The organism is Geodermatophilus poikilotrophus (genome assembly GCF_900111455.1).
In the GTDB taxonomy this organism is placed as follows: domain Bacteria; phylum Actinomycetota; class Actinomycetes; order Mycobacteriales; family Geodermatophilaceae; genus Geodermatophilus; species Geodermatophilus poikilotrophus.
In genome coordinates this window covers 1-26,403 of the sequence record NZ_FOIE01000010.1, presented here as the reverse complement: position 1 = coordinate 26,403, position 26,403 = coordinate 1, and the positions used below count along the sequence as shown (strand labels likewise).

Here is a 26,403-nt window from a genome sequence, read left to right as displayed (position 1 = left end):
CTCTCCCCAGACGGACAGCTGCACCGGCGCGGCTGACCGGACGCACCACGGAGGTGCCCATGACCCTCGCCGCCAACCCCCCGACGTCCCCCGAGTCCCACGGCCCGCTGCCGGCCCTGCGCCGCCTGCTGCGGCGCCGGGCGCCGGCGCGGCCGGACGGCGGGGAGGCCCAGGAGCCCAACGAGGCACTGGTGCGGGCGCTGTGCCACGACATGCGCTCGCCGCTCGCCTCGCTCGAGGCGCTGCTGGGGGCCCTGGACCGGCCCGCCGGGCCGTCCGCCGATCCGGCGCCGGACCCCGGGGAGGTGCTGGAGCTGGCCCGCGCGCAGACCGCGCACCTGGCCTCCATGCTGCGGACGGCGGCCGCCACGGGCGGAGCCGCGCCGCTGGGGCGCGGAACGCGCCGGCTGGGCGACGTCGTCCGCGCGTCGGTGGCCGCCTCCGGGCTGCCCGACGTCCAGCTGACCCTCGAGCTCGGTCCGGGCGCCGAGGACGTCGCCGTCGCCGATGCCCGGGTCCAGCGCATCCTGACCAACCTGCTGGAGAACGCCCACCGGCACGGAGGCGGTGCGGCGGTCCGCCTGTCCGTCCGATGCCGCCCCGGCTGGGTGGACCTGGCGCTGACGCAGGCCGTCGTCCGCCCGGAGCGGCTGCTCGGGCACCTGCGCACCGAGGCCCCCCCTCCCGACCTCACCGGCCTGGGCCTGTGGTCGGTGCGGCGGCAGACCGGCGAGCTCGGCGGCCGGATCGTGGCGGACGGCGACGGGCAGTCGCTGCGGCTGACCGTGCAGCTCCCCGACCGCTGACAGCGGACCTCCTGCCCCCGCCACTCGCAGGGGGGACCCTGCAGGCAGTCCGGCCTCCGGCCCCCGCGCCGCCCGCGGGCGTCCCCGTGAGCCCCGCGGCCGGGGCCGTCCGACGGGCCACCCAACCTGGCACGCGGGGGCCAGCGCTCGGCACGGGCGGGCCACCCGGCGTGGGCAGATCCCTGGTGTCACCGCAGCGGCGGTGGTCGCGACGACGCAAGGGAGACACCGTGTTCACCCACACCCACGCCCTGCAGTACGAGGCCAAGCCCGACGGTCCCGACCCGGACTTCGCCCGGAAGATGCAGGAGATCCTCGGCGGCCAGTGGGGCGAGATGACGGTCGCCACGCAGTACCTGCTGCAGGGCTGGAACTGCCGGCTGCCCGGCAAGTACAAGGACATGCTCCTGGCCATCGGCACCGAGGAGCTGGCGCACGTCGAGATGATCGTGACGATGATCGACCGGCTGCTCGACCACGCGCCGCTCAAGCCGGACGCGGCCGACCGCACCAAGGAGGCCGCCGCCGGCTACGGGCAGCACAACCCCCAGCACCTGATCGCCAACGGCCAGGGCGCGTCCTACATGGACGCCATGGGCAACCCGTGGACCGGCGCGTACGTGACCGCCAGCGGCAACCTGATGGCCGACTTCATGTACAACGCCACCGCCGAGATGCAGGGCCGGCTGCAGGTCTCGCGGCTCTACAACATGACCGACGACCCCGGGGTCAAGGACATGCTGCGGTTCCTGATCACCCGCGACCACATGCACCAGCAGCAGTGGCTGGCCGCGACCGAGGAGCTCAAGTCCGACGGGATCGAGGGCATCCCGGTGCCCGAGGCCTTCCCGCTGGAGGAGGAGGTCGGCGACCTCGGCTACACCTTCGTCGACGCCTCCGACGGCCCCGAGGCCTCGGCCGGCCGGTGGGCGTCGGGTCCGTCGGTGGACGGCCGCTCGGAGTTCCGCGCCCGCCCGATCGAGGCGACCGCGGACGCCCCGATCCTCCCGCCCGGCGACCCGCGGCTGTTCTCCACCCCGCAGATGCCGGGGCAGTCGCTGCTGCAGAAGGCCAAGGACATGCTCAAGTGAGGTCCTGACCCCCTGTTCCACCCGCGCCGTCGCCGCGCCGGTGGCCGGTTCCCACTCGATCCGGCCGCCGGCCGGCGGGCCGCCCCCGCCGGAGGAGAGCACCGTGCACCTGTCCGTCCCCGCCGTCCTGCTGACGGTGGTCTACGCCGCGGCCCTCGCCGTCGCGGTCTCCGCGCCCGGCCAGCACCTGGTCGCCGGGCTCGTCGTCCTCACCGGCCTGGTCACCCGCTGGGCCGTCCGCCACCGCCGCGTCCACGTCGCCGTCCCGGCTCCGGTCGCGCCCGCCGACACCGTCCTGGCACCCGGGTCCGCACCCGCCGCCTGACCCTCCCGCGCCCGCCCGCGGTGATCAGCCCAGCTGACCGTTGCGGGCCTGGCTCACCCCCCGTCGTGAGCCAGGACCGGTGACGGTCAGCTCAGCTGATCGTCGGGAGCACCCACCGGAACGCGCGAGGCGCGCGCCCCCGCGAACGGGGACGCGCGCCTGGCGAGGTGCTGGAACCGGCCCCCGTGCCGGGCCCCGCCCGCCCCGTCCCTGATCCCGCCCCGAGCGTGCGAGGGGTGGGGAGGACGGGGTCCTTCACCGAGCGGCGAGGGGCACGGGGGCACTCCCTCAGTGGGCGACGGCCTTCTCCGCACCGATCCCGGTGAGCGCCCGCACCTCGAGCTCGGCGTTCTTGAGCTCGTCGGGCTGCTCCTTGGACAGCTTCGTGCCGAGCCAGCCGAGGAAGAACGACAGCGGGATCGACACGAGGCCGGGGTTGTTCAGCGGGAACCAGGAGAAGTCGACGTCCTGGATCAACGACGGGCTCTTGCCGGTCGCCGGGTTGACGGGCGCCCCGGACACCACGGGCGAGAACAGGATGAGAGTCACGCAGGTGATCAGCCCGCCGTAGATCGACCACAGCGCACCCTGCGTGGTGAACCGTTGCCAGAACAGGGTGTAGATGATCGTCGGCAGGTTCGCCGAGGCGGCGATGGCGAACGCCAGGGCCACCAGGAAGGCGATGTTCAGCCCGGCCTGCAGCGCCAGGATCCCCAGCCCGATGGAGACGGCGCCGATCACGATCGCGGCGATCCGGGCCACCTTGACCTCGGCCTCCGGGTTCACCTGCCCCTTCTTGAGGACCGAGGCGTAGATGTCGTGCGCGAAGGACGCCGACGCGGTGATCGTCAGGCCGGCGACCACCGCGAGGATCGTCGCGAACGCGACGCCGGCGATGACGCCGAGCAGGATCGTGCCGCCGAGCTCGAAGGCCAGCAGCGGCGCTGCCGCGTTGACCGCACCGGGCGCCGCCAGGATGGTGTCGGCGCCGACCAGCGCACCGGCGCCGTAGCCGATCACCAGGCTGAACAGGTAGAAGATGCCGATCAGCCAGATGGCCCAGACCACCGAGCGGCGGGCGTCCTTGGCAGTGGGGACGGTGTAGAAGCGCATCAGCACGTGCGGCAGGCCGGCGGTCCCGAACACCAGCGCGAGCGCCAGCGAGATGAAGTCCAGCCTCGAGATGTTGGTCGCGCCGTACTGGCCTCCCGGGGACAGGACGTCGCGCGGTGTGGCCTGGGTCGCCGAGGTGTCGACCGCGCCGCCGAGCAGCGCGGAGAGGTTGAAGCCGTACTTGCCCAGCACCCAGACCGTCATGACGCCGGCGCCGGCGATGAGCAGCGTCGCCTTGATGATCTGCACGTAGGTCGTGCCGCGCATGCCACCGACGAGCACGTAGACCATCATCAGGGCACCGACGAGGACCACGACGACCGCCTGCGCCAGCTCCCCGGTGACGCCGAGCAGCAGGGTGACCAGCGCGCCGGCGCCGGCCATCTGGGCGAGCAGGTAGAAGAGGCTGACCACGAGGGTCGAGGTCGCCGCCGCGGTGCGGACGGGCCGCTGGCGCATCCGGAAGGCCAGCACGTCGGCCATCGTGTACCGCGCCGTGTTGCGCATGAGCTCGGCGACGAGCAGGAGGGCGACCAGCCAGGCGACGAGGAAGCCGATGGAGTACAGGAAGCCGTCGTAGCCGTAGATGGCGATGGCGCCGGCGATGCCGAGGAACGACGCGGCCGACAGGTAGTCACCCGCGATGGCCAGCCCGTTCTGGGTGCCGCTGATGTTGCGGCCGGCGGCGTAGTAGTCGGCCGCGCTCTTGTTGTTGCGGCTGGCCTTGAAGGTGATGGCCAGCGTGACGAGGACGAAGGCCCCGAAGATCGAGATGTTGACCGCCGGGTTCCCGACGGTGGTCGTCGCCGGAGCGGCGGGGGCAGCGAGGAGGACCATCAGTGCCGTCCTCCGCGGGTCTCGTCGGCGCCTCGGGTGACACCGACACCACCGGGGCGCGCGTACTCGTGGTGCTCCAGCCGCTCGCGCATCTCGTCGGAGATCGGGTCGGTGCGCTTGTTGGCGTGCGCCACGTAGACGTGGGTGATCACGAACGTCGAGACGAACTGGCCCAGACCCAGCAGGATGCCGAGGTTGATGTTGCCGAACACCGGCGTGGCCATGAGGTCCGGCGCGTAGGTCGAGAGCAGGACGTAGAGCAGGTACCAGGCCAGGAAGGCCACGGTCATCGGGAAGGCGAAGCGACGGAAGCGCCGCTTCAGTTCGACGAACTCCGGGGAGGCCTGGGCCTCGCGGTACTCCTCCGGCGTCAGGAGCCTGCGTTCAGCGGGTGGTGTCACGGTGCCTCTCCCTGTCGTCCTGGTCACCTGCTGCCGGTGACCGCGGTCACTCTAGAGACAAGTCTGTCCGTAATGCGCCGTCGGTGACCTTTTTGTTGTGCGCAACCCGTGTCGCCTGACCGTCGAGCGGGCGTAATCGGGCGGGAACCCGGGGGCGCTGCAATGGGTCATGACCACATCCGCGGGGACGACGACGGGCTGGTACCCGGTGGCGCGCGCTGCCGAGGTCGGGACGAAACCGGTGCCGGTGGGCGCGGGTGGCCGGGCCTACGTGCTGGTCCGGCTGCGCCCGCGGGCCGAGGTGAGCGCCTTCCCGGCCCGCTGCCCGCACCGGCTGGTGCCGCTCAGCGCGGCCACCGTGGTCGACGGCCGGCTGACCTGCCCGTACCACGGGTGGCAGTACGACGGCGAGGGCCGCTGCCTCACGATCCCCTCCCTCGGCCCGGACGGGACCCCGCCCCCGCGAGCGGACCTGCCCGTGCCGTGGGCGGTCGAGGAGCGGCACGGCTGGGTGTGGCTGGCCCCCGAGCGCACCGCCGTCCCCCCGCCGCGCCCGGCCGCCGGCACCGGAGCCGAGCCGGTCCCGCCGCCTCCGGCACCGGACGGGCCGGTCCTCGGCAACCTCGACCCGGCGCTGGAGACGGCCTGGCACCCGGTGGCGCTCTCCGGCGAGCTGCGGCCCGGCGGTTGGCTGCAGGTCCGGCTGCTCGGGCGCACCTGGACGCTGCGCCGCACCGACCGCCTGGAGGTGGACCCGCCGGCGCACGGCGTGCGCGAGCGCCTGGGGGTCGTGTGGCTGGCGCCGGCCGAGCCGCGCGACGTGCCGCTGGAGGTCCCCGAGGACCGGGACCGGCGCTTCGTGACCGGCTGGCTGCTGCCGCAGCGCTCGGCGGGGACGGCGGGTGTGCTGGCCGACGCCCTCCTGGACGTCGCGCACCTGCCGTTCCTGCACGCGGCCAGCACCGGCGCGGCCGACCACCCGGAGGTGGCCGCCCACGACGTCGAGGTCGAGCCGGGCGGCTTCCGCAGCGCGCACGAGCAGTGGTTCGACGCCGTCACGGACCCGGGCGTGGCCACCGGCGAGCGGCCGCTGCGGCAGCGCCGCCGGGCGACCTCCGTGTACCGGGCGCCGTTCCAGCTGCTGGTGCGCCTGGAGTCGCTCGACTCCGGCGCGGTCACCACCGTCCAGCACCTGCTCCAGCCGGAGGACGCGGACTCCACCCGCGTCTACACGCGGCTGCTGCTGTCGTCGGGCCCGGGCAACCCGCTGCCCGCACCCGCGGACGTCGAGCGCGAGGTGGCGTCCGCCCACCGGCTGCTCGCCGAGGACCTCGCGCTGGTCGCCCACCTGGCCGGGCAGGGGCTGCCGCTGGCGGGGCGCGACGAGCTGCACGTGCGCGCCGATCGGATGGGTGTGGCGCTGCGCCGGGCGCTGTGCGACTTCGTCCTGCCCGCGCCGCGGGCCACCCGCCGCGCGGCCTAGTCGTCCTGGTCGGCCGGCAGCAGCTCCCCGCAGGCGGCGCAGCGGACCGGGGGGTCGACGTCGGCGAGCCGTCCGCACGCCGGGCACACCCGCCGCAGCCAGCACGCCGGGTCGCCGCCGTCCTCGACCGGGTCGGCCGGCCGCGCGTCCTCCGCCATGCGCGCCATGCTCGGACGCCGGACCCCGCCCGGCAACCGCCCGGGCGCCGTCCCCGCCCGTCCTCGGCTGGGATGCTGGAGGTCGTGCCGTCCTCCGCCGCCCGCCGCACCGCGCTCGCCCTCACCGCCACCCTCGCCGGACCCGTCGCGTGGGTCGCCCGCGCCGCCTGGGGCCTGCCCACCGCCCTGGGCGCCGGCCAGCGGGAGGTGCAGGCCTCCGCCGCCGGCTCCCCGCAGTTCGCCGAGGGCCGCTTCCACAACCGGCTGAGCACGCCGGCCCGGCCCCCGGCCAACGCGCAGCGCGGCCTGCTGCGGCAGATGCACGAGGAGCGGCACACCGGCCTGCCGGCGCGCCCGGTCCCGCTGGTCCGCCCGGAGCTGCCCGCGGAGGCCGCCGAGCTCGCGGTGACCTGGTTCGGCCACTCGAGCGCGCTGCTCGAGGTCGACGGCCGGCGGGTGCTGGTCGACCCGGTGTGGGGCGAGCGGGTGTCGCCGTCGCCGCTGGTGGGGCCGACCCGGCTGCACCCGGCGCCGCTGCCGCTGGAGGACCTGCCGCAGGTCGACGCCGTGCTCGTCTCCCACGACCACTACGACCACCTCGACCTGCCCACGGTGCGGGCGCTGCTGCGCTCGCAGAGCGCGCCGTTCGTCGTCCCGCTGGGGCTGGGTGCGCACCTGCGCGGCTGGGGCGTGCCGGAGGAGCGGGTCGTCGAGCTGGACTGGGACGGCGCGGTGGACGTCGCCGGCCTGACCCTCACCTGCACCGAGGCACGGCACTTCTCCGGCCGGTTCCTCACCCGGGACACCACGCTGTGGGCGTCGTGGGTGGTCGCCGGGCCGCGGCACCGGGTCTTCTTCGGCGGCGACACCGGGTACACGCCGGCGTTCGCCCAGATCGGCGCGCTGCTGGGCCCCTTCGACCTGACGCTGCTGCCGATCGGCGCCTACAACGACGCCTGGGCCCTCATCCACATGACGCCGGAGGAGGCCGTCCGCGCCCACGGCGATCTCGGCGGCGGGCTGCTGGTGCCGGTGCACTGGGCGACGTTCAACCTGGCCTTCCACCGCTGGGCCGAGCCGGTGCAGCGGCTGTGCGCCGCGGCGGAGCGCTCGGAGGCGCGCGTAGCGGTGCCGCGGCCCGGTCAGCGGGTCGACGTGCTGGCGCCCCCGCCGCTGACCGACTGGTGGTCGACGGTCGGCTCGCCCGCCGACGAGCCGGCCGAGACCGGCGACGGTGGAGCGGGCGGCTCCGTCGTCGCGCGGGCCGCCTCCTGGCTGACCGCCCGCAAGCACGTCGACTGAGCGGCCCCCCGCCGGGTCCCGCCGCGGAGCCTGCGAGTGGCGGGGGCAGGGGGTCCCCCTTCAGCGCAGCAGCTTGGACATCCGCCGGTCGGCCAGCGGCTTGCCGCCGGTCTGACAGGTCGGGCAGTACTGCAGCGAGGTGTCGGCGAAGCTGACCTCGCGGACGGTGTCGCCGCACACCGGGCACGGCAGACCGGTCCGGGCGTGCACCTGCAGCCCCGAGCGCTTCTCGCCCTTCATCGTGGCCGCCTGCTGCCCGACCTGGCGCTCGAGCGCCCCGGTGAGGGTCGCCCGCACCGCGTCGTAGAGGCGCAGGGCCTCGTCGTCGGTGAGCTTGTCGGCCATCTTGAACGGCGAGAGCCGCGCGGCGTGCAGGATCTCGTCGGAGTAGGCGTTGCCGATGCCGGCCAGCAGCGTCTGGTCGGTGAGCGCGCCCTTGAGCTGCCCGCTGCGCCCGGCCAGCAGCGCGACGAAGGTGTCCCGGTCGACGGCGAGGGCGTCGGGCCCCAGCCGCGCGATGCCCGGCACCTCGGCCGGCGAGCGGACGACGTGGACCGCCAGCCCCTTGCGGGTGCCCTGCTCGGTGAGGTCGAAGCCGTCGCCGTCGTCGAGGTGGACGCGGACCGCGAGCGGCCCCTTGCCCGGCTTCGGCGGGGCGGTCGGCAGCCCGGTGCGCCAGTGCAGCCAGCCGGCCCGTGCCAGGTGGACGACGAGGTGCAGCCCGGAGACGTCGAGGTCGAGGAACTTGCCGTGCCGGGCGACGCCGGTGAGCTCCAGCCCCCCGAGCGCCGACAGCGGCGGGTCGAAGGTCTTGATCGCCTGGACGGCGGCCAGGTCGACGCGGGTCACCACGTGGCCGACCGCGTGCTCACGCAGGAACGCGGTCAGCGCTTCCACCTCGGGCAACTCGGGCATCCCGCGATCATCCCGCGGAAGACCCCGTCGCGCCGTGCCCGATCGGGTGCACCGACCCGGGTCTGCGCCCACGATGGACGGCACCACCGTGGGGGCGGGTGCCCCCGCAGGAGAGGAGCCGGGACATGACCGAGAACCCGCAGGGCAGGCCGCCGGTGGACGAGACCCGTCCGTCGGCGCCGGAGCAGGACCGGGACGGCGGACCGTCGGTCCCCACCGACTCCTCGGGCGTCGGGATGGGGCTCGGCGAGGCCGACACCTTCGAGCCGGAGGAGTCCGCACCCGCCGGGGAGGACACCGACCAGCCGTAGCCGGCCCGGCGGGGACCTCAGCCGACGAGGTCGCCGTCCTCGGTGACCGGTGCGGTCGCGCCGGGCTCCTGCCGTGCCTGGTCGGCGACCGCGGCGGCGACCGCCTGGGTGACGGCGGGGTCGAAGACGCTCGGGATGATGTAGTTGGCGTTGAGCTGGTCGTCGGTGACCACGCCGGCGATGGCCTCGGCCGCCGCCAGCAGCATCCCGTCGCTGATCTCCCGCGCCCGCGCGTCGAGCAGGCCGCGGAACACCCCGGGGAACGCCAGCACGTTGTTGATCTGGTTGGGCAGGTCCGAGCGGCCGGAGGCGACGACCGCGGCGTGCTGCCGGGCCCGCACCGGGTCGACCTCGGGCGTCGGGTTGGCCATGGGGAAGACGACGGCCTTCGGCGCCATCCGCGCCAGCGCCTCGACCGGCAGCACGTTGGCGGCGCTGACGCCGATGAAGACGTCGGCGCCATCGAGCGCGTCGGGCAGCTCGCCGCGCAGGCACTGCGGGTTGGTGCGCTCGGCGAGGTCCCGCTTGGCCGGCGAGAGCCGCTCGTCGTCCGGCGAGAGGATCCCCTCGCGGTCCCACACCAGCACGTGCCGGGCGCCGGCCTTCAGCATGAGGTGCACGATCGCCGTCCCGGCCGCGCCGCCGCCGGCCACCACGATCTTCACGTCCTCGAGCTGCTTGTCCACGACCCGCAGTGCGTTGCGCATGGCGGCCAGCGCGACGATCGCCGTCCCGTGCTGGTCGTCGTGGAAGACCGGGATGTCGAGCTTCTCGCGCAGCCGGGCCTCGATCTCGAAGCAACGGGGCGCGGCGATGTCCTCGAGGTTGATGCCGCCGAAACCGGGGGCGATGAGCTCCACGGTGCGCACGATCTCGTCGACGTCCTGGGTGTCCAGGCAGATGGGCCAGGCGTCGATGTCGGCGAAGCGCTTGAACAGGACGGCCTTGCCCTCCATGACGGGCATCGCGGCGCCGGGGCCGATGTCGCCCAGCCCCAGGACGGCCGACCCGTCGGTGACCACGGCGACGGTGTTGCCCTTGATGGTCAGCCTGCGGACGTCGTCGGGGTTGTCGGCGAGCGCGAGGCAGACCCGCGCGACGCCGGGGGTGTAGGCCATCGACAGGTCGTCACGGGTCTTCAGCGGCACCCGGGAGGCGACCTCCAGCTTGCCGCCCAGGTGCAGCAGGAAGGTGCGGTCGCTGACCTTGCGGACCTTCACCCCGGAGACGGCGCGCAGCGCGTCGACCATCTCCTCGGAGTGCGCGGCGTCCGCGGCCGAGCAGGTGACGTCGACGGTGAGCCCGTCGGACCGGGAGTCGACGACGTCGATCGCCGTCACCGCGCCGCCGGCCGATCCCACCGCGGTCGCGATGCGACCGATGGACGCCGGGTCGCCGTCGGCGGTGAGCCGCACGGTGATGGAGTACGACGCCGACGTGACCGGCCCGCGGGGCGGTGTCGCCGGCTCGCCGAGGGAGGTGTCGTCGGTGCTGGGCGTGGCTGCGGTGTCGGTGCTCATGGCACCGCCCATGGTGGCACCGTCGGGCGCCGGACAGTAGTTCCGGTCACAGTGGTCACACGAGCCCGGCTAGATTGTCTCACTGACTAGTCAGCGATACCGTCTAGTCGTGTCGCTCGAACCCTGGCCCGCCGAGTGGATGCGCGCGACGTTGCCGCTGACGGTGCTGGCGGTCGTCGCCGAGGAGGAGACCTACGGCTACGCGATCGCCCAGCGCCTGCAGGCGGCCGGCCTGGGGGCGGTCAAGGGCGGCACCCTCTACCCGGTCCTCAACCGGCTCGAGCAGGAGGGGCTGGTCACGTCGTCCTGGCGCGAGGGTGCGGGCGGGCCGGGCCGGAAGTTCTTCACCGTCACCCCGCACGGCCGCGCCCACCTGGCTGAGCGCGCCGCCGCCTGGCACACGTTCACCGAGCGGGCCGCCGGCCTGCTCCCGTCCGTGGGGAGTCCTCGATGACCACCGGCACCGACACCTACCGCCGCGAGCTGGTGCAGGCCCTGCGGACGGGGAACGTGCCGCCCGAGCGGATCGGCGAGATCGTCGCCGAGGTGGAGAGCCACGTCGCCGACACCGGCGAGGACCCCCGCGAGGCCTTCGGTCCGGCGCGGGAGTACGCCGCCGGGTTCCGCCGTCCGCGCAGCCGCTGGTCCGCGGCGGCCCGCCCGGCTCCGACCCTGCTGGGCGCGCTGTGCGGCTTCCTCGTCGGGAACGGGGTGGTCGGCCTGGTCGACGGCGAGCCGGCCCTGGGCATGCCGGCCTGGGTCGTGCTCACCGCAGGAGCGGTGCTGTGGATCCCGTCGCTGGTGGCCGTGCTGCGTCTCAGCGTCCCGGTGCCCGATCCCCGCACCGGCCGGTCGATCACGCCGGCCCCCGGTCCGGTCGCGACCGCCGTCGGCATGGGCGCGACCCTGGTCGCCGTTGCCGTCGCGTGCTGGGGGCTGGCCGTCCTGACGAGCTGACGGTCAGCCGGAGGGGCGGGAGGCGCGCCCCTCGGCGCGGGCCTTGAGCCCCTCGCAGAAGTGGCGGAACGAGGGGTTCAGATCCGGCGTCGAGCGGGCGAGCAACCCCGCCAGCGGGCCGGAGTGGTCCTCGCGGACGGTGAGCACCGTGCTGCCGTCCTCCTGGCCGTCGAGGGTGTAGGTGCGCTCGATGACCGCCAGCCCCAGCGGCAGCCCGCCGCGCCAGCGCATGACCTCGCGCGGGCGGATCTCGGTGACCGTCACCGTGAAGGGGCGGGTGCGGATCATGGTGGCGTAGAGCGTCAGCTTCTCGCCGAGCGCGACCCGGCCGTCCACCCGGTCGACGCCGGAGTCCCAGTCCCGCCAGCTACCCACGTCGACCAGCAGCGCCCACACCTGCTCCGGGCTCACGTCGATCCGCGCGGCCGCCTCGTAGCTCCTCACGGCGCTCCCCCTCAACCGGCCCGCACGGCCGTCGTCCGCAGGTAGGTGTCGGGTACCACGATGCCCGGGCCGCCGCCCCGGGGCGAGTCGCCCTCCGGGTCGGCACCACCGGCCCCCGGCGCGGCCCGCCCGGCGGGGCCGAGCCGCTGCCGATCGCCGGGGACCCGCACCTCACGGGCGCGGTCGACGGCGGGGGCGGCGCTCACACCCAGGCAGTGTGCTCCGGGTCGCCCCACGGGGGAAGCGGCGCCGCCGGCCGTTCGGAGCCGCTCCGGCGGGACGGGGTCAGCCGACCAGCAGCGCGCCGCGCTCTCGCCGTCCGGCCACCCGGACCGCCAGGGCCGCGGTCACGACGACGGCGGCGCCCACGGCGGCACCGGTCACCACGCCCGGTCGGCCGTCCACGGCGACCGCGACCAGGCCCCAGACCACGGCCAGCGCGAACGGTCCGGCCGCCACCTGGGCGACCAGCACCAGCCCCGCCCCGAGGGCCGCCACCGCCGCGAGCGCGACGACCGCCCACACCTGCGCCGCCGCCCCCTGGGCCGGCGCCCCGAGCGCGACGCCGGCGCTGGCCACCTGCACCGCCGAGGCGAGCGTCACCCAGCCCAGCAGGAGACCGGTGACCGCGGCGGGGAGCAGCCGTGGCAGCCCGGTGAGCGGCATCGCCTGCAGCCGCGCCCAGGCCGTCGCGGCGGCGGCGACGATGGCGAAGAGCAGCACCGCGGGGAGGACCGGCACGCGGTCGCCCACCAGCGGGAAGAGCAGCTCCCAGACGGCGTTCCCGGCGAACGCCGCGGCCAGCGGCCAGCCGGTCGCCCGGTGCACCGCGCGGTCCCGCTGCCCGGGGAGGGCCTGGTAGACCGCCCAGGCCAGCGCCAGGGCGAAGATCGGTCCCCAGATCGAGAAGGCGTAGCCGGCCGGGGTGATCAGCGTACGGGTCGCGTCGCTGACCTCGCCCACGCTGCGCCCGGCCAGCGCCGAGCCGAGCGGGCTGCCGGCGATCTGCGCGACCGCCGCCAGCAGCACCGCTCCCGTTCGCAGGGCATCCGCGCGTCCGTTCGTCACCCCCGGCCCCTACCCGGCCGCGGTCGCCTCGGCACGCGGGACGGGCGGGATCACCCGGCGCGCAGGCGCGGCGCGAGCGCTGCGGCGTCGCGGGACGACGGGGGCGAGGCCGCCAGCTCCCGCGCCCAGGCGACCAGACCGGCGACGTCGATGCCGTGCGGTGGGGCGTCGGCGTAGCCCTCGATGTTGCCCGCTCCCCGCTCGAGCAGCGTGGCCGCACCGCGGTCGTTGCCCCGCGCCACGTGGGTCAGCCCGACGGCGAGCTGGGCCAGCCCGCGCCACAGCTGCCGCTCGGAGTCGGGAGCCTGCTTCCACGCGTCCTCGAGCACCTCGTGGGCGTGGAACGGACGCCCGGTGACCAGCAGCTGCTGCGCCTCCGCCAGCGCCTGGTCCGGCGCCCGGAGGACACCCTCCGGCGCCCGCTCCTCCCCCACGGCGCCGCGGGGCAGCGGCCGGCCCAGCGCGTCGCGGGGCCGGGCGTTGCGCGCCCGGCCTGCAGGATCCCGGTCCCGGTCGACGTCCACCGGACGATCCTGACGCGAACACCAGTTGTGCGCCGCCGGGTCGTGCATTCCGTCGGTGGTCCCGTGCAGGATGTGCCCCGAGGACGGCCGCAGGACGGGCCGCCCCCGCACCGACCCGCGGTCGACGTCGACCGGTCCGGACCTGGAGGGGGGTGGGGCTCGTGGCCCCGATCACCGCAGCACGCACGGTCGTCCTCGACCGGGAGGCTGCCGCCGCACACGTCGCCGGCACGGCGCTGCGCCACGGTTCCGTCGGCCCGGTCGGCCTGGAGCTGGAGGCGCACCTGGTCGACCTCGCCGCGCCCGCGTCGCGCGTGCCCTGGCCGCGGATCCGCGACCTGGTCGGCGTACTGCCCGCGCTGCCCGGCGGCAGCCGGGTCACCCTCGAGCCCGGCGGCCAGGTGGAGCTGTCCGGCCCGCCGTACCCCGACGTCGCGGCCGCGGTGGCGGCGCTGCGGGCCGACCGCGACGTGCTCGCCACGGCACTGGCCGCCGAGCGGCTGGCCGTGGCCCCGCTGGGCGCCGACCCCCTGCGGCCCCCCGCCCGCGTCTGCCCGGCCCCCCGCTACGCCGCGATGGAGGAGCACTTCGCCGCCGTCGGCTGCGCCGCAGCCGGGACGGCGATGATGGCCGGAACCGCCGCGCTGCAGGTCAACCTGGACGCCGGGCCGTGCGCCGGCTGGAGCGAGCGGGTGTCCCTGGCCCACCAGCTGGGGCCCACCCTGGTCGCCGTCGCGGCCTGCTCCCCGCTCGCCGACGGCCGGCCGGCCGGCTGGGTGTCGCACCGACAGCGGGTCTGGAGCGACCTCGACCAGGCCCGCTGCGGGCCGTTGCTGGGTGGCGCCGACCCGGCGGGCGAGTGGGCCGCGTACGCGCTGGCCGCGCCGGTGATGCTGGTGCGCGACCCGGACGGTGGCGGTGCAGTGCCGGTGCGCGAGCGGGTCGGCTTCGCCGACTGGATCACCGGCGACGTCCCGCTGGGCGGCCGGGCACCCACGACGGCGGACCTGGACTACCACCTGACCACGCTGTTCCCGCCGGTGCGGCCGCGCGGCTACCTGGAGATCCGCTACCTGGACGCCGCGCCCGAGCCGTGGTGGCCGGCGCTGGCCGCGGTGACGGCGGTGCTGCTCGACGACCCGGTCGCGGCCGGGCACGCCGCGGCGGCCACCGCGCCGGTCGCGGGCGCCTGGGACCGCGCCGCGCACCTCGGCCTGGCCGACCCCGCGTTGCACGCCGCGGCCCGCGCCTGCCTCGCCGCCGCCTGCGCCGCCGTCCCCGTCGCGCTGCGGCCGGAGGTGGAGGCGCTCGCCGACCTGGTCGACCGGGGCCGCTGCCCCGGCGACGCCCTGCTCGAGACCGCCCGGGCCGGTGGCCCCACCGCCGCCCTCCTCTCCGCCACGGGAGCTCCCCGGTGACCGACCTGACCGAGACCCTCGCCCGCGACCTGGAGGCCGCCCGGCAGCGCACGCTGCGGCTCACCGACCACGACGAGCCCGAGCTGCTGCGCCAGCACACCCCGCTGCTGAGCCCGCTGGTCTGGGACCTCGCGCACATCGGCCAGCAGGAGGACCTCTGGCTGCTGCGCCGGGGCGACGCCCGCCGCGAGGGGCTGCTGCCGGCCGACGTCGAGGCGCTCTACGACGCGTTCACCCACCCCCGCGCGGTCCGCGCCCGGCTGCCGCTGCTGCCGCCGGTGGCGGCGCGGTCGTTCTGCGGCGAGGTGCGCGGCCGGGTGCTCGACCGGCTGGGTCGGCTCGGCCGGGACGACGACGGCGACCCGTTCGACTTCGCGATGGTCGTCAGCCACGAGCAGCAGCACGACGAGACGATGCTGCAGGCGCTCGACCTGCGCTCCGGGCCGCCGCTGCTCGGCGCCGGGACGCCGCTGCCGCCGGGCCGGCCCGGGGTCGCCGGCACGTCGGTGCTCGTGCCCGGCGGGGAGTTCGTGCTGGGCGTGGACGCCGCCGACGAGCCGTTCTCCCTGGACAACGAGCGCCCGGCGCACGTCGTCGACGTCCCGTCCTTCCGCATCGGCCGGGTGCCGGTGACCAACGCCGAGTACGCCGCGTTCGTCACCGACGGCGGGTACGGCGACCGGCGCTGGTGGTCCGAGCGCGGCTGGGCGCACCGGGTCGAGGCCGGGCTGGAGCGTCCGCAGTTCTGGAGCGCAGACGGCACCCGCACCCGCTTCGGTCTCGTCGAGACCGTCCCGCCCGACGAACCGGTCCAGCACGTCACGTACTTCGAGGCGGAGGCCTACGCGACCTGGGCCGGGGCGACCGGCGCGGCCCCGGCCGGCGCGCGGCTGCCCACCGAGGTGGAGTGGGAGAAGGCCGCCGTCTGGGACCCGGCCGCCCGGCGGCGGCGCCGCTTCCCGTGGGGCCCGGCCGAGCCGTCGTCCGCGCTGGCCAACCTCGGCGGCGACGCGCTGCGCCCGGCCCCGGTGGGCGCCTACCCCGCCGGCGCCTCCCCCTACGGCGCCGAGCAGATGGTGGGCGACGTCTGGGAGTGGACCTCCTCGGACTTCACCCCGTGGCCCGGCTTCCGGCCGATGCTCTACGCCGACTACTCCGCGCCGTTCTTCGGCGGCGACTACAAGGTGCTGCGCGGCGGCTCGTGGGCGGTCGGCGCGTCGATCCTGCGGCCCAGCTTCCGCAACTGGGACCACCCGATCCGCCGCCAGGTGTTCAGCGGCTTCCGGCTGGCCTGGTCCGTCGACGGGACGGCCGCCTGACCGTGTGCCGCCACCTCGCCTGGCTCGGCCGGCCCCGGACCCTGGCCGCGCTGGTGCTCGAACCGCCGTCCTCGCTGCTGGTGCAGTCCTACGCGCCGCGCCGCCAGCGGTACGGCACGGTCAACGCCGACGGCTGGGGCGTGGGCTTCTTCGCCGCCGGCCGGGCGCGGCCGGCGCGCTGGCGCTCGGCGCGCCCGCTGTGGGGTGACCCCTCGTTCGCCTCGGTGGCGCCGGTGCTCTCCTCCGGGTGCGTGGTGGCCGCCGTCCGCTCGGCCACCGTCGGCATGCCGCTGGAGGAGAGCGCGGTCGCGCCGTTCACCGACGGCCGGTGGCTGCTGTCGCACAACGGCCGGGTGGACCGCGCGGTGCTGCCCCCGGTGCGCGACGCCGAGTCGACCGTCGACAGCGCGCTGCTCGCCGCGCTGGTGTTCGACCGGGGGCTCGACGCACTCGGCGACGTCGTCCGCGAGGTGGGTGCGGCCGACCCCGGCGCCCGGCTGAACCTGCTCGCCGCCGACGGCACCCGCCTGCTGGCCACCACCTGGGGCGACACGCTGTCGGCACTGGTCACCCCCGACGGCACCGCGCTGGCCAGCGAGCCGTGGGACGACGACCCGCGGTGGACCGACGTCCCCGACCACTCCCTGGTCGAGGTCACCCCGGACGGCCTGACGCTCACCCCACTCCGCTGAGGAACCCCGTGTCCATCTCGCTGACCAGCCACCTCGCCCCCGAGGACGCCGCTGCCGCGCTGCGCGCCGACGCCCTGGCCGGGTTGACCGCCTCGCCGAAGACGCTGCCGCCCCGGTGGTTCTACGACGAGCGCGGCAGCGAGCTGTTCGACGAGATCACCCGGCTGCCGGAGTACTACCCGACCCGCGCCGAACGGGCCGTGCTGGCCGCGCACGCCGACGCGATCGCCGCGGCCTCCGGTTCCGACGTGCTGGTCGAGCTGGGCAGCGGGACGTCGGAGAAGACCCGGCTGCTGCTGGACGCGCTGCGCGGTGCCGGCACGCTGCGCCGCTTCGTGCCGTGCGACGTCGACCCGTCGGTGCTGCAGGCGGCCGGGGCGGCGATCACCGCCGAGTACCCGGGCGTGGCGGTGGACGCCGTCGTCGGCGACTTCACCCGGCACCTGGACGAGCTGCCCCGGTCGGGACGACGGCTGGTGGCCTTCCTGGGCTCGACCATCGGCAACCTGGAACCGGCGCCGCGGGCGGCGTTCCTCGCCGACCTGGCCGGCACGCTGCAGCCCGGGGACTCCTTCCTCCTCGGCACCGACCTGGTCAAGGACCCGGCCCGGCTGGTGCGCGCCTACGACGACGCCGCCGGGGTCACCGCGGAGTTCAACCGCAACGTGCTGCGCGTGCTGGACCGCGAGCTGGGCGCCGACTTCGACCCCGCGGCCTTCGACCACGTCGCCGTGTGGGACGCCGAGCACGAGTGGATCGAGATGCGGCTGCGCTCCCGGGCTGACCAGGTGGTGCACGTCCCCGCACTGGACCTCGACGTCCGGTTCGCCGCCGGAGAGGAGATGCGCACCGAGGTGTCGGCGAAGTTCCGCCGCGAGCGGGTCGAGGCCGAGCTGGACGCGGCAGGTCTGCGGATGACGCGGTGGTGGACCGACCCCGACGGCGACTTCGGCGTCTCGCTCTCGGTCCCGGTGTAGCACCACGATCGTCGCGTGCAGCGCCCGCGAGGCGGTGGCGAGCAGCCGGTGACGCCGGGTCGCTGCATCCGGGGCGGCGTCGTCCCCGGAAGGAGGGGTGCCAGGCACGACCGGCCGACGACCGGAGGACCCCCCATGACCCGCTCCCGCGAGGACGTCGTGGCCGTCCCGGAGCCGGTGCGGTGACGGGGCTGCTGGAGCGCGGCACGGCTAGGGTCGGGCGGGTGGCCTCGGACGTCGAAGGGATGCGGGATCCCGTGCCCGACGACGCCGAGGTCGGTCGCCGGTTCGCCGCCGGTGACGAGCAGGCGTTGGCCTGGGCCTACGAGCGCTTCGCCGGGCAGATCCACGGGATGGCGGTGCGCGCCTTCGGACCGGGCCCGGACGCCGAGGACGTCACCCAGCAGGTGTTCGTCTCGGCCTGGACCGGCCGCACCGGGTACCGCCCCGAACAGGGTCCGCTGCCGGCCTGGCTGGTCGGCGTCTGCCGGCACAAGATCGCCGACACCTGGGCCCGCCGCGACCGGCAGCGCCGCGCCGCCGAGGCCGCGATCACCGAGGCCCGCTCGGCGCCGGAGAGCACGGGCCCGCAGGTCGACAACGCCGTCGCCGACCGGGTGCTGCTACTCGGCGAGCTGGAGCAACTGGGCCAGCCGCAGCGGGGCATCATCGAGCTGGCCTTCTTCGAGGACCTCACGCACACCCAGATCGCCGACCGCACCGGCCTGCCCCTCGGCACGGTGAAGTCCCACATCCGGCGCACCCTCGAACGCCTGAGGTCACGGTTGGAGGTGGACGGTGCGGCACTGCACGCCTGAGCAGCTGGCCCTGGCGGCGCTGCGCGAGCCGCTGCCCGCCGACGACGCCGCCCACCTGGAGTCCTGCGCGCAGTGCCGCGAGGAGCTGGCCTCGCTGCGCCGCGGGGTCGAGCTGCTCGCCGTCCCCCAGCTGGCGGCGCCGGGCGCCGCCGTGCTCCCGCCGCCGAACGTCTGGGCGGGGATCGCCGCCGCCACCGGGGTCACCGCGGCGCCCCGCGCGGAGGCGCTCGCCGCTGCCGCTCCGCCTCCGGCGGTCGCCGTCCCGCCTGCTCCCCCGGCCGCCGTCCCCCCTGCCCCGCCGGCTGCGGCACCCGGGCCCGCCCCGGCAGCCGTGGTGCCGCTGCGGACCCGCCGCTCCCGGCTGCTGCTCGCCGCCGCGGCGTCCCTGGTCGTGGGCGTCGGCATCGGCGCCGGCGCGGTGGCCCTCGGCACGGGGAGCGACGACGAGCTGGCCGTGGCCGCCGCCGCACTGGACCCCCTCGGCGACAGCGGCGCCTCGGGGGAGGCCCGGGTGGTGGAGCGGGACGACGGCTCCCGGGCGCTGGAGCTCGACCTGTCGGCCGCCGACCCGGACGACGGCTTCCTCGAGGTCTGGCTGATCGACGAGGCGGTCCAGGACATGTACTCGCTCGGCATCGTCCGAGGTGGCGGCGAGGTCACCCTGGAGGTCCCGCCCGGCGTCGACCTCACCGAGTTCCCGGTCGTCGACGTCTCGGTGGAGCAGCTGGACGGCGACCCGCGGCACTCCGGGGTCTCGGTCGCCCGCGGCCGGTTGACCTGACGGCCCTCCTGCCGGGACCCGCCGCGAGCCTGCGAGCGGTGGGGAGCAGGAGGGTCTTCTTCTAGCGTGGGGGCGTGACGACGCTCCATCCCGCCCTCGTCCACGAGGACCTCGGCGCCGCGTGGCGCTCGGCCCGGCCCCGTCCGGCGGGCCGGCACCTGGACAGCGCCGCGTGCAGCCGGCAGAGCCACCGGGTGCTGGAAGCCGTCGCCCACCACGCCCGGCACGAGGCGGAGTTGGGCGGCTACGTGGCCGAGGCGACCGCCGAGGACCTGCTGCAGCAGGGCCGGTCGGTGATCGGCGGGCTGGTCGGGATGGCCGCCGCGGACGTCGTGTTCGTCGAGTCCGCGCAGGCCGCGCTGGCCGCCCTGCTCGGCGGGTGGCGGCTGCCGCCCGGGACGCGGGTGGCCTGCCTGCCCGGCGAGTACGCCCCGAACGCCGCCCAGCTGCGCGCCGCGGGGCTGATGGTCGAGGCGCTGCCGGTGGACGACCTCGGGCGGGCCGACCTCGACGGCGTGGCCCGGCTGCTGGCGACCGACCCGCCGCGCGCGGTGCACCTGACGCACATCGCCAGCCACCGCGGCACCGTGCAGCCGGCCGCCGAGGTCGCCGTCCTCTGCCGGGAGGCGGGGGTGCCGCTGGTGCTCGACGCCGCCCAGTCGCTGGGGCACGTCGACACCGACCTCGGCGCCGACGTCGTCTACTCGACGTCCCGCAAGTGGCTGGCCGGGCCGCGCGGGGTGGGCGTGCTGTGCGTCCGGCCCGCGGTCGCCGCCGAGCTCACGCCGCTGCTGACCGCGCCGGACGACGTCCCGCCGCTGCGCGCCTTCGAGTCCGGGGAGGCGCACGTGGCCGGCCGGGTGGGGCTGGTGCTGGCCGTCGGCGAGCACCTCGCCGTCGGGCCGCTCCGCGTGCGCGAGCGGCTGGCCGCGCTCGGGCGAGTCGGCCGCGAGGTGCTCGACGGCGCCGCCGGCTGGCGGGTGGTCGAGCCGCTCGACGAGCCGACCGCCACCACGACGCTGCACCCGCCGGACGGCGTCGACGTCGTCACCACCCGGGCCCGGCTGCTGACCGAGCAGGGCATCGTCACCACCGCGATCGGGACGCAGCGGGCGCCGGGCGAGATGACCGGGCCGGTGCTGCGCGTCTCGCCGCACCTGGACGCCACGGTCGACGACCTCGAGGCCCTCGCCGCCGCCCTCTAGGCCTGCAGGCGCGCCGACACCCGGCGGTGGACGGCGAGCTGCTCGTCCAGCCCGGGGTGCACGGGGACGCCGTCCTCGACCACGAACCGCCCGGCGACCACGGTGTGCCGTGCGGCGACCGGGCCGCAGCGCAGCCACGCCTCCACCGGGTCCGACAGCGCGCCGGCGAAGGCCGGGCCCTCCAGCGACCAGACGGCGAGGTCCCCGCACGCGCCCACCGACAGCTCGCCGATCCCACCGGTGCGCCCGAGGCAGGCCGCGCCGCCGCGGGTGGCCATCTCCAGCGCGTGGCGGGCCGACATCGCGCCCGCGCCGTGCCGCAGCTTGCCCTGCAGCATCGCCGTCCGGGCCTCCAACCACAGCGACGCGGAGTCCGCCGACGACGACCCGTCCACGCCGAGCCCGACCGGCGCCCCGGCCGCGCGCAGCTCGGCCACCGGCGCCAGCCCGCTGCCCAGCACCATGTTGGACGACGGGCAGTGCGCCGCACCGACCCGCGCCGCGCCCAGCCGGGCCACCTCGTCGGCCGAGGGCCACACCACGTGCGCCAGCCACACCCGGTCGGACAGCCAGCCGACGTCGGCGAGGTGGTCGACCGGGCGGCGGCCGAAGGTGGCCAGGCAGAAGGCGTCCTCGTCCCGCGTCTCGCACAGGTGCGTGTGCAGCCGGACGTCGAGGTCCTCGGCGAGCTCCGCGGTGCGGCGCATGAGGGCCGGCGAGACGCTGAACGGCGAGCAGGGCGCGAGCGCGATGCGGGTCATCGCGTGCGGCGAGCGGTCGTGGTGGGCGGCCACCAGGCGCTCGGAGTCGGCGAGGATGTCGTCCTCGTCCTGCACGACGGAGACCGGGGGCAGGCCGCCGTCCTCCACCGACAGCGACATCGAGCCCCGGGTCGGGGAGAAGCGCACGCCGAGCTCGCGGGCGGCGGCGATCTCCGCGGAGACCAGGTCGCCACCGCCGCGTGGGTGCACGTAGAGGTGGTCCGTCGAGGTGGTGCAGCCCGACAGCGCCAGCTCGGTGAGCCCGACGTAGGCGCTGACGAAGGCGGCCTCCTCGTCCAGCCGCGCCCACAGCGGGTAGAGGGTGACCAGCCACTCGAACAGGCCGCCGGTCAGCGCGGGGGCGAAGGCACGGGTGAGGTTCTGGTACAGGTGGTGGTGGGTGTTCACCAGCCCCGGCGTCACCAGGCAGCCGCGCGCGTCGACCCGCCGGACGGCGGCCGGTGCGGGGTCGCCCGGGCCGCCCACCCCGGTCACCACCCCGTCGGTGACCGCCACCCAGCCGCCCGGGATCTCGCGTCGGGCGTCGTCGACGGTGGCCAGCAGCTCGGCGTCGTGCACCAGCAGATCAGCGGTGGTCCTCACGCACCGCATCCTGCCCACCCCAGGTGACGGCGGTGGAACGGCGGCTCAGTCGACCGGCGCGATGTCGAACTCGGCGGTGTCGTCCTCGACCGAGGTCACGGTGATCCGCAGCACGACCTCCTCACCGGTGCCGATGTCGGTGGCGGTGCACTCGGTGGTCGCGTCCACCTCGGCCTCGAGGTCGCCGGGGCAGGAGACGCCGGCCGCCACGCCGAACCGGGACTCCAGCGTGCCGGCCACCTGGCTCTCCAGCTCGTCCTCCCCGATCGACGAGCCGCACGCGCTCAGGCCGAGGGCCAGGACGGGGACGACGGCGAGCACCGGGAGACGGCGAGGTGGCACGCGGCCGACCCTAGCCACGTCCCCCCGCGCCCTGGACCGTTCCGCTCTCCCGGCCGAGGACCAGCCGGGCCACCGCCGGGGGCAGGTCCGCGCCGAGCGGGCGGGCACCGACCAGCCGGCCGGCCTCGGCCGGCGCCACCCCCGCCGACTGCAAGACCTCCAGCGCCTGGACGTCGGGCAGCGCGTCGAACCAGCGCCGTCCCAGCGCCTCGCGGCCGGCGGCGGTCGGCCGGCCCCACAGCCGGAGCCGGGCCATGCCGCCGTCGGGGAGGACGTCCAGCCGCACCCGGTCCACCGCCGGCCCGCCGCCGAGGACGAAGCGGTGCCGGGTGTCGGGCTGCAGCCGGGTCCGGGGCAGGACGACGACCTCGCCGTCCGGGCCGCTGCCGGTGAGGGACGCCGACCCGGGCGCGTTGCCGAGAAACCAGGAGGTGTCCAGCTCGGCCAGGGTGACGACGCCCTCGCAGGCCAGGGCGAGCTCCACCCAGTCGTTGCCCTCGCCGCGCCGGCGCCGGGTCTCCCAGCCCTCCCCCATCGACCGGGCCGGACCGGGGGACACCAGCTGCACCGGGCGGCCGTAGAACTCGTCGCTCACGCCGGTCACCCGCCCGCCGTTCTCCAGGGCGGCGAGGTCGAACGGGCCGGCGTCGACCAGGCGCGGGTCGGGCACCGCGGTGCCGTGCACCCGCAGCCGCGCCACGCCGCCGTCGGGGGAGATGGTCAGCCGCACGTGGGTGACCCGCCTGGTCGAGTCGACCGGGAAGGTGTTGGCGCTGTCCCCGGCGAGGTCCGACAGCGGCACCAGCGGCTGCCAGTCGGCGCGCTCCAGCTCGGCGACGGTGGGGTGGCCCTCGACGGCGGTGCACTCCACCGACGCTCGCGACGGGTGGTTGCCGGTGAAGTGCGCGGTGTCGACGACGACCGCCGCGACGACGCCCGGCACGCCGAGCCGCACGATCGCCCAGTCCGACCCCGGGGAGCGGCGGCGCCGGGTCTCCCAGCCGTCGTACTCCTTGCCGCGGTGGCCGAAGCCGGGCAGCGCCTGCGGCGGGTGCGGCAGCACGAGGTTCTCCTTCGCGGCGAAGGACTCGTCGTTCGCCGCGAGCACCGCCCCGCCGAGCGCGCGGCCGGCCAGGTCGGGCAGTCGGGTGGGGTCGCTCATCGGGCTCCTCGCCGGGGTCGCAGGGTGGCGCGGGGTCACTCTGGCACGGGTGGGCAGGGCAGCCGGGGTCCGTGGACCGTGCAGGGGTCACCGCCTTCCTCAGCGGCCTCCCCGGCCGAGCAGGCGGCCGCGGGGGGTCCCGTCGGTCTCCTCGCCGCGCAGCCACGTCCGGCGGACGACGCCGGTCAGCTCCCGGCCCGCGTACGGCGTGACCGGGTTCCGGTGCAGCAGCTCCCCCACCCGCCACCGCTCCTCCGGCGCGAACACCACCAGGTCGGCGTCCCGCCCGACCGCGATCGCCCCCTTCTGCGGCAGCCCGGCCAGCCGCGCCGGGGCCGCCGACATCCAGCGGGCGACCTGCGACAGGTCCAGTCCGCGTGCCCGCGCCCCGGTCCACACCGCCGGCAGCGCCACCTGCAGCGAGGCGATCCCGCCCCACGCCAGCCCGAAGTCGCCGACGTCGAGCCGCTTGAGCTCGGGCGTGCACGGCGAGTGGTCGCTGACCACCAGGTCGACGTCGCCGTCGGCCAGCGCCGCCCACAGCGCCTCCCGGTGCCGGGACTCCCGGATCGGCGGGCAGCACTTGAACGCGGTGTCGCCGTCCGGCACCTCCTCCGCCGCGAACGTCAGGTAGTGCGGGCAGGTCTCGACGGTGACCCGCACCCCCTCCACCCGGGCCCTCCGCAGCAGGGGCAGCGCGTCGGCGTCGGCGAGGTGGACGACGTGCGCCCGCCCGCCGGTGTCGCGGGCGGCAGCCACCAGTCGGCCGATCGCCGTCTCCTCCGCGGCCGGTGGCCGGGAGGCGAGGAAGGCCGGGTAGCGGGCCCCCGCGGGCGGGGGCGCGGCGGCGATGACGTCGGCGTCCTCTGCGTGGGCGATCAGCAGCGCGTCCACCCCGGCGAGCTCGGTGAGCGCGGCGCGCAGGTCGGCGTCGTCCAGCGGTGGGAACTCCGGAACGCCCGAGTCGAGCAGGAAGCACTTGAACCCGACGACGCCGGCGTCGTGCAGCGGCCGGAGCTGGTCGAGGTTGCCGGGGACCACTCCGCCCCAGAAGGCGACGTCGACGGCGACCTGCCCCTCGGCGGCCCGCCGCTTCACGTGCAGCGCCTCGACGCTCGTCGTCGGCGGGATCGAGTTCAGCGGCATGTCCACGACGGTGGTGACGCCGCCCGCCGCCGCCGCCCGGGTCGCGGTCGCGAAGCCCTCCCACTCGGTGCGCCCGGGCTCGTTGACGTGCACGTGGCTGTCGACCAGTCCCGGCAGCAGCACCTCGTCGTCGGCGAGGGTGACCGCGCCGGCGGGCGCGTCGTCGAAGCCGGTGACCGCGGTGATCCGGCCGTCCGCGGTGTGCACCGCGGCCGCCCGCCCGCCGTCGGGGAGCAGCACCCGGCGAGCGCGGACCACGAGCGTCACGCCGTCGCCTGCCCCGGCCCGGTCCGGGCGGCCGGCGCGCTGGTCACCCGGTGCAGCTCGGCACGCCACGCGGTCGCCGTCCACCCGCCGGGCAGCGGGAGCCGGACGGCGTCCTGCCCCGTGGCGACCGGCCGGGGCGGCCGGGTGCCGGCGGCGAGGTGCACGGTGGGTGCGTACGCCACCGGCGCCACCGGCGGCAACCAGGCGGGCGCGCGCGGCCCGAGGTCGACGGTGGTGTGCACCAGCGGCTGGGTGGTGGCAGGCCGAGCCGTCCGTGCGCGGGACCTCACTGACGGTCCAGCGCCCACTGCTCGCGCAGGCGGGATCGCAGCTGCGTCCACCCGGGCACCCGTGGTCCGTCAGTGGAGTCCGGCGATGCGCGCTCGGGAGTCAACCGTCGGGGTGTGGTGGGGCTGGCTGTCGATCGCCACCCCGCGGGCCACACGTGCTCCTTGCCGGTCGGCACGCACGCAGCGACCACGCCGTGGAAGGACACCTCACCGTGGAGGCGGACGTCGTCGAAACGCGCCTCCCCCTCGATGACGGCGGGCGCCGCAACGCGGACGTGCAGTTCCTCCCGCGTCGCCCGCCGACTCCCCTCGTCCGTCGTCGACTCCCGCGCCTCGAAGGGCATGCGCAGGTAGGCACAGACGAGGTCGACGATGACCTGCCGATGTCGTGGGTGGTCCTCACCCAACCGCTCCAGCGCCTACAGCCCAGCAAGCCGGACGGAGGCCTTGTCGCTCCCGAGCTGCTCGGCAGCGCTGCTGTACAGCTCCGTGACCCCTCTCTCCGCCGCGTCGAACGCGACCGCCTTGGCGACCCTCTCCTGCTGCGCCAAGGAGAGCTCGGTCGAGCGCTGCCGGCGGGCCGCCAGGAGGAGAGCGAAGACGCCGCCCGTCCCGACGACGATGGTCCCGGCGGTCCGTACGGCGGACAGGCGAGCGGTCTGCGACCTCGAGCCGGAGCCCAGGAAGACCAGGAGCGCCGTCAGCACCGCGACGCCGAAGACGAGTGCCACCACGGCCGCGATGACGATCGCTCGCGTGGTCAGGGCCCGCCCGGGTACGTCGTCGTCCCGGCGCCCGCCCTGCCTCACTTCAGCATCATCGGCGTCCGGGAGCGTGCTCGCCACGAGGACGGGTGACTGCCGGCTGCGGACTGACGCGGCCGAGCAACTCGATGGCGCTACGGCCCTGACCTCACGTGGCGATCCGAGGACGGCCCGGCCGCCGAGGAGGACGGGCGAGGCCGGTTTCTGGTCGGGGGTGCACGAAGGGCCCTCACCGAGTGGTGAGGGCCCTTCGTGGAATGGTTGTCCGGCGGTGTCCTACTCTCCCACCCCGTTCCCGGGGCAGTACCATCGGCGCTGAGAGGCTTAGCTTCCGGGTTCGGAATGGGACCGGGCGTTTCCCTCTCGCCATGACCGCCGTAACACTGTGAACCTGACCGACCGGATCCCGGTTGGTGCGTTCAGAACCGCACAGTGGACGCTGTTTGCTACGCATGATTCTTCGACCGTCACCCCGCACACCTGGTGTGGGGGTCGTTGTGGTCGTGTGGTCAAGCCCTCGGCCTGTTAGTACCGGTCAGCTCCACACCTCGCGGTGCTTCCACCTCCGGCCTATCAACCCGCTGGTCTGGGCGGGGGCCTTAC

30 protein-coding genes and 2 rRNA genes are annotated in these 26,403 nt (G+C 75.9%); 15 read left to right on the top strand and 17 right to left on the bottom strand.

The genetic code is table 11. From position 1 onward, the window contains the following. The first annotated feature begins 59 nt into the window (after positions 1–59). From BMW27_RS20430 to BMW27_RS20420, 3 genes are all read left to right on the top strand, one after another. Positions 60–806 (top strand): sensor histidine kinase, encoded by a 747-nt coding sequence (locus BMW27_RS20430; RefSeq protein WP_091447793.1) that lies wholly within the window; start codon positions 60–62, stop codon positions 804–806. Positions 807–1,036: 230 nt separating this feature from the next. After that, positions 1,037–1,897, top strand: a complete 861-nt coding sequence (locus tag BMW27_RS20425; RefSeq protein WP_091447791.1) for a manganese catalase — start codon at positions 1,037–1,039, stop codon at positions 1,895–1,897. A gap of 103 nt (positions 1,898–2,000) precedes the next feature. Continuing rightward, entirely contained in the window at positions 2,001–2,222 is a 222-nt protein-coding gene (locus tag BMW27_RS20420) for a hypothetical protein (protein WP_091448064.1), read from the top strand. 288 nt (positions 2,223–2,510) lie between these two features. Here BMW27_RS20420 and BMW27_RS20415 read toward each other — a convergent pair whose 3' ends face one another. Beyond that, a complete protein-coding gene (locus BMW27_RS20415) occupies positions 2,511–4,172 on the bottom strand; it encodes a solute symporter family protein (RefSeq protein WP_091447788.1) in 1,662 nt (553 codons plus the stop codon). Next, on the bottom strand, positions 4,172–4,573 hold the full coding sequence (locus BMW27_RS20410) for a DUF485 domain-containing protein (protein ID WP_091447786.1): 402 nt from the start codon (positions 4,571–4,573) through the stop codon (positions 4,172–4,174). Before BMW27_RS20410 ends, BMW27_RS20415 begins: the two co-directional genes overlap by 1 nt. 169 nt (positions 4,574–4,742) lie before the next feature. Between BMW27_RS20410 and BMW27_RS20405 the strand changes: the two genes are divergently transcribed. After that, positions 4,743–6,056, top strand: a complete 1,314-nt coding sequence (locus tag BMW27_RS20405; RefSeq protein WP_091447783.1) for a Rieske 2Fe-2S domain-containing protein — start codon at positions 4,743–4,745, stop codon at positions 6,054–6,056. On the opposite strand, the gene BMW27_RS23565 is transcribed toward BMW27_RS20405, so the two are convergent. After that, positions 6,053–6,214, bottom strand: a complete 162-nt coding sequence (locus BMW27_RS23565) for a hypothetical protein (protein ID WP_175486590.1) — start codon at positions 6,212–6,214, stop codon at positions 6,053–6,055. The two genes, BMW27_RS20405 and BMW27_RS23565, sit on opposite strands and share 4 nt — an antisense overlap. Positions 6,215–6,298: 84 nt before the next feature. Between BMW27_RS23565 and BMW27_RS20400 the strand changes: the two genes are divergently transcribed. Continuing rightward, positions 6,299–7,516, top strand: a complete 1,218-nt coding sequence (locus BMW27_RS20400) for an MBL fold metallo-hydrolase (RefSeq protein ID WP_281244779.1) — start codon at positions 6,299–6,301, stop codon at positions 7,514–7,516. A 60-nt stretch (positions 7,517–7,576) separates the two neighbouring features. On the opposite strand, the gene BMW27_RS20395 is transcribed toward BMW27_RS20400, so the two are convergent. Then, entirely contained in the window at positions 7,577–8,431 is an 855-nt protein-coding gene (locus BMW27_RS20395; RefSeq protein ID WP_091447776.1) for an Fpg/Nei family DNA glycosylase, read from the bottom strand. 125 nt (positions 8,432–8,556) lie between these two features. Between BMW27_RS20395 and BMW27_RS20390 the strand changes: the two genes are divergently transcribed. Further along, positions 8,557–8,742 (top strand): hypothetical protein, encoded by a 186-nt coding sequence (locus BMW27_RS20390; protein WP_091447774.1) that lies wholly within the window; start codon positions 8,557–8,559, stop codon positions 8,740–8,742. 17 nt (positions 8,743–8,759) lie between these two features. Here BMW27_RS20390 and BMW27_RS20385 read toward each other — a convergent pair whose 3' ends face one another. Further along, positions 8,760–10,262, bottom strand: coding sequence for an NAD-dependent malic enzyme (locus BMW27_RS20385; protein WP_091447771.1), 1,503 nt, complete (start codon positions 10,260–10,262; stop codon positions 8,760–8,762). Positions 10,263–10,371: 109 nt separating this feature from the next. Between BMW27_RS20385 and BMW27_RS20380 the strand changes: the two genes are divergently transcribed. After that, positions 10,372–10,716 carry a PadR family transcriptional regulator gene (locus BMW27_RS20380; protein ID WP_091447768.1) on the top strand — a complete coding sequence of 115 codons (345 nt, stop codon included), beginning with the start codon at positions 10,372–10,374 and terminating at the stop codon, positions 10,714–10,716. Continuing rightward, positions 10,713–11,219: an HAAS signaling domain-containing protein gene (locus BMW27_RS20375; RefSeq protein ID WP_091447767.1), complete on the top strand. Its 507-nt coding sequence runs from the start codon at positions 10,713–10,715 to the stop codon at positions 11,217–11,219. The genes BMW27_RS20380 and BMW27_RS20375 overlap by 4 nt, the downstream gene beginning before the upstream one ends. Positions 11,220–11,222: 3 nt before the next feature. Here BMW27_RS20375 and BMW27_RS20370 read toward each other — a convergent pair whose 3' ends face one another. The 4 genes from BMW27_RS20370 to BMW27_RS20355 form a co-directional block, all read right to left on the bottom strand. Beyond that, positions 11,223–11,663, bottom strand: a complete 441-nt coding sequence (locus tag BMW27_RS20370; protein WP_175486593.1) for an SRPBCC domain-containing protein — start codon at positions 11,661–11,663, stop codon at positions 11,223–11,225. Between the two features lie 11 nt (positions 11,664–11,674). After that, positions 11,675–11,869 (bottom strand): hypothetical protein, encoded by a 195-nt coding sequence (locus BMW27_RS20365; protein WP_091447760.1) that lies wholly within the window; start codon positions 11,867–11,869, stop codon positions 11,675–11,677. A gap of 79 nt (positions 11,870–11,948) precedes the next feature. Continuing rightward, entirely contained in the window at positions 11,949–12,731 is a 783-nt protein-coding gene (locus BMW27_RS20360; protein WP_139206947.1) for a tryptophan-rich sensory protein, read from the bottom strand. A gap of 50 nt (positions 12,732–12,781) precedes the next feature. Then, positions 12,782–13,255 carry a DUF309 domain-containing protein gene (locus BMW27_RS20355; protein ID WP_245743762.1) on the bottom strand — a complete coding sequence of 158 codons (474 nt, stop codon included), beginning with the start codon at positions 13,253–13,255 and terminating at the stop codon, positions 12,782–12,784. 161 nt (positions 13,256–13,416) lie between these two features. Between BMW27_RS20355 and egtA the strand changes: the two genes are divergently transcribed. The 7 genes from egtA (at position 13,417) to egtE (ending at position 20,465) form a co-directional block, all read left to right on the top strand. Further along, the gene (gene egtA, locus BMW27_RS20350) at positions 13,417–14,673 is read left to right on the top strand and encodes an ergothioneine biosynthesis glutamate--cysteine ligase EgtA (RefSeq protein ID WP_091448060.1); all 1,257 of its coding nucleotides are present in this window, start codon (positions 13,417–13,419) and stop codon (positions 14,671–14,673) included. Then, positions 14,670–15,992, top strand: coding sequence for an ergothioneine biosynthesis protein EgtB (gene egtB / locus BMW27_RS20345; protein WP_091447756.1), 1,323 nt, complete (start codon positions 14,670–14,672; stop codon positions 15,990–15,992). Before egtA ends, egtB begins: the two co-directional genes overlap by 4 nt. 2 nt (positions 15,993–15,994) lie before the next feature. Then, complete coding sequence (gene egtC / locus BMW27_RS20340; RefSeq protein ID WP_091447753.1) at positions 15,995–16,684, top strand: ergothioneine biosynthesis protein EgtC; 690 nt, start codon at positions 15,995–15,997, stop codon at positions 16,682–16,684. 8 nt (positions 16,685–16,692) lie between these two features. Further along, positions 16,693–17,661: an L-histidine N(alpha)-methyltransferase gene (egtD, locus tag BMW27_RS20335; protein ID WP_091447752.1), complete on the top strand. Its 969-nt coding sequence runs from the start codon at positions 16,693–16,695 to the stop codon at positions 17,659–17,661. 224 nt (positions 17,662–17,885) lie between these two features. Continuing rightward, positions 17,886–18,479 (top strand): RNA polymerase sigma factor, encoded by a 594-nt coding sequence (locus BMW27_RS20330; protein ID WP_245743761.1) that lies wholly within the window; start codon positions 17,886–17,888, stop codon positions 18,477–18,479. Continuing rightward, entirely contained in the window at positions 18,460–19,260 is an 801-nt protein-coding gene (locus BMW27_RS20325) for an anti-sigma factor (protein ID WP_091447747.1), read from the top strand. The genes BMW27_RS20330 and BMW27_RS20325 overlap by 20 nt, the downstream gene beginning before the upstream one ends. Before the next feature lie 74 nt (positions 19,261–19,334). After that, positions 19,335–20,465 (top strand): ergothioneine biosynthesis PLP-dependent enzyme EgtE, encoded by a 1,131-nt coding sequence (gene egtE, locus BMW27_RS20320; RefSeq protein WP_091447744.1) that lies wholly within the window; start codon positions 19,335–19,337, stop codon positions 20,463–20,465. On the opposite strand, the gene BMW27_RS20315 is transcribed toward egtE, so the two are convergent. The 8 genes from BMW27_RS20315 to BMW27_RS20275 all read right to left on the bottom strand — a co-directional run. Then, the gene (locus tag BMW27_RS20315) at positions 20,462–21,829 is read right to left on the bottom strand and encodes an 8-oxoguanine deaminase (protein ID WP_217638229.1); all 1,368 of its coding nucleotides are present in this window, start codon (positions 21,827–21,829) and stop codon (positions 20,462–20,464) included. The two genes, egtE and BMW27_RS20315, sit on opposite strands and share 4 nt — an antisense overlap. Before the next feature lie 45 nt (positions 21,830–21,874). Beyond that, positions 21,875–22,171, bottom strand: coding sequence for a DUF4333 domain-containing protein (locus BMW27_RS20310; protein ID WP_175486592.1), 297 nt, complete (start codon positions 22,169–22,171; stop codon positions 21,875–21,877). Positions 22,172–22,181: 10 nt separating this feature from the next. Further along, positions 22,182–23,333, bottom strand: a complete 1,152-nt coding sequence (gene alc, locus BMW27_RS20305; RefSeq protein WP_091447734.1) for an allantoicase — start codon at positions 23,331–23,333, stop codon at positions 22,182–22,184. Between the two features lie 99 nt (positions 23,334–23,432). Further along, positions 23,433–24,746 (bottom strand): allantoinase AllB, encoded by a 1,314-nt coding sequence (gene allB / locus BMW27_RS20300; protein ID WP_091447731.1) that lies wholly within the window; start codon positions 24,744–24,746, stop codon positions 23,433–23,435. After that, positions 24,743–24,988, bottom strand: a complete 246-nt coding sequence (locus BMW27_RS20295; protein WP_175486591.1) for a hypothetical protein — start codon at positions 24,986–24,988, stop codon at positions 24,743–24,745. The genes allB and BMW27_RS20295 overlap by 4 nt, the downstream gene beginning before the upstream one ends. Before the next feature lie 467 nt (positions 24,989–25,455). Further along, entirely contained in the window at positions 25,456–25,845 is a 390-nt protein-coding gene (locus BMW27_RS20285) for a hypothetical protein (RefSeq protein ID WP_091447726.1), read from the bottom strand. Between the two features lie 218 nt (positions 25,846–26,063). Further along, positions 26,064–26,180 (bottom strand): 5S ribosomal RNA (rrf, locus tag BMW27_RS20280). Between the two features lie 125 nt (positions 26,181–26,305). Next, positions 26,306–26,403: ribosomal RNA gene (locus tag BMW27_RS20275) — 23S ribosomal RNA — on the bottom strand; the annotation flags it as partial.

What these genes read in the sequence shown, in the direction of transcription:
- BMW27_RS20430 (WP_091447793.1), top strand. Translation starts at nt 60, where the DNA reads ATGACCCTCGCCGCCAACCCCCCGACGTCCCCCGAGTCCCACGGCCCG.
- BMW27_RS20415 (WP_091447788.1), bottom strand. Translation starts at nt 4,172, where the DNA reads ATGGTCCTCCTCGCTGCCCCCGCCGCTCCGGCGACGACCACCGTCGGG.
- BMW27_RS20405 (WP_091447783.1), top strand. Translation starts at nt 4,743, where the DNA reads ATGACCACATCCGCGGGGACGACGACGGGCTGGTACCCGGTGGCGCGC.
- BMW27_RS23565 (WP_175486590.1), bottom strand. Translation starts at nt 6,214, where the DNA reads ATGGCGGAGGACGCGCGGCCGGCCGACCCGGTCGAGGACGGCGGCGAC.
- BMW27_RS20395 (WP_091447776.1), bottom strand. Translation starts at nt 8,431, where the DNA reads ATGCCCGAGTTGCCCGAGGTGGAAGCGCTGACCGCGTTCCTGCGTGAG.
- BMW27_RS20390 (WP_091447774.1), top strand. Translation starts at nt 8,557, where the DNA reads ATGACCGAGAACCCGCAGGGCAGGCCGCCGGTGGACGAGACCCGTCCG.
- BMW27_RS20385 (WP_091447771.1), bottom strand. Translation starts at nt 10,262, where the DNA reads ATGAGCACCGACACCGCAGCCACGCCCAGCACCGACGACACCTCCCTC.
- BMW27_RS20375 (WP_091447767.1), top strand. Translation starts at nt 10,713, where the DNA reads ATGACCACCGGCACCGACACCTACCGCCGCGAGCTGGTGCAGGCCCTG.
- alc (WP_091447734.1), bottom strand. Translation starts at nt 23,333, where the DNA reads ATGAGCGACCCCACCCGACTGCCCGACCTGGCCGGCCGCGCGCTCGGC.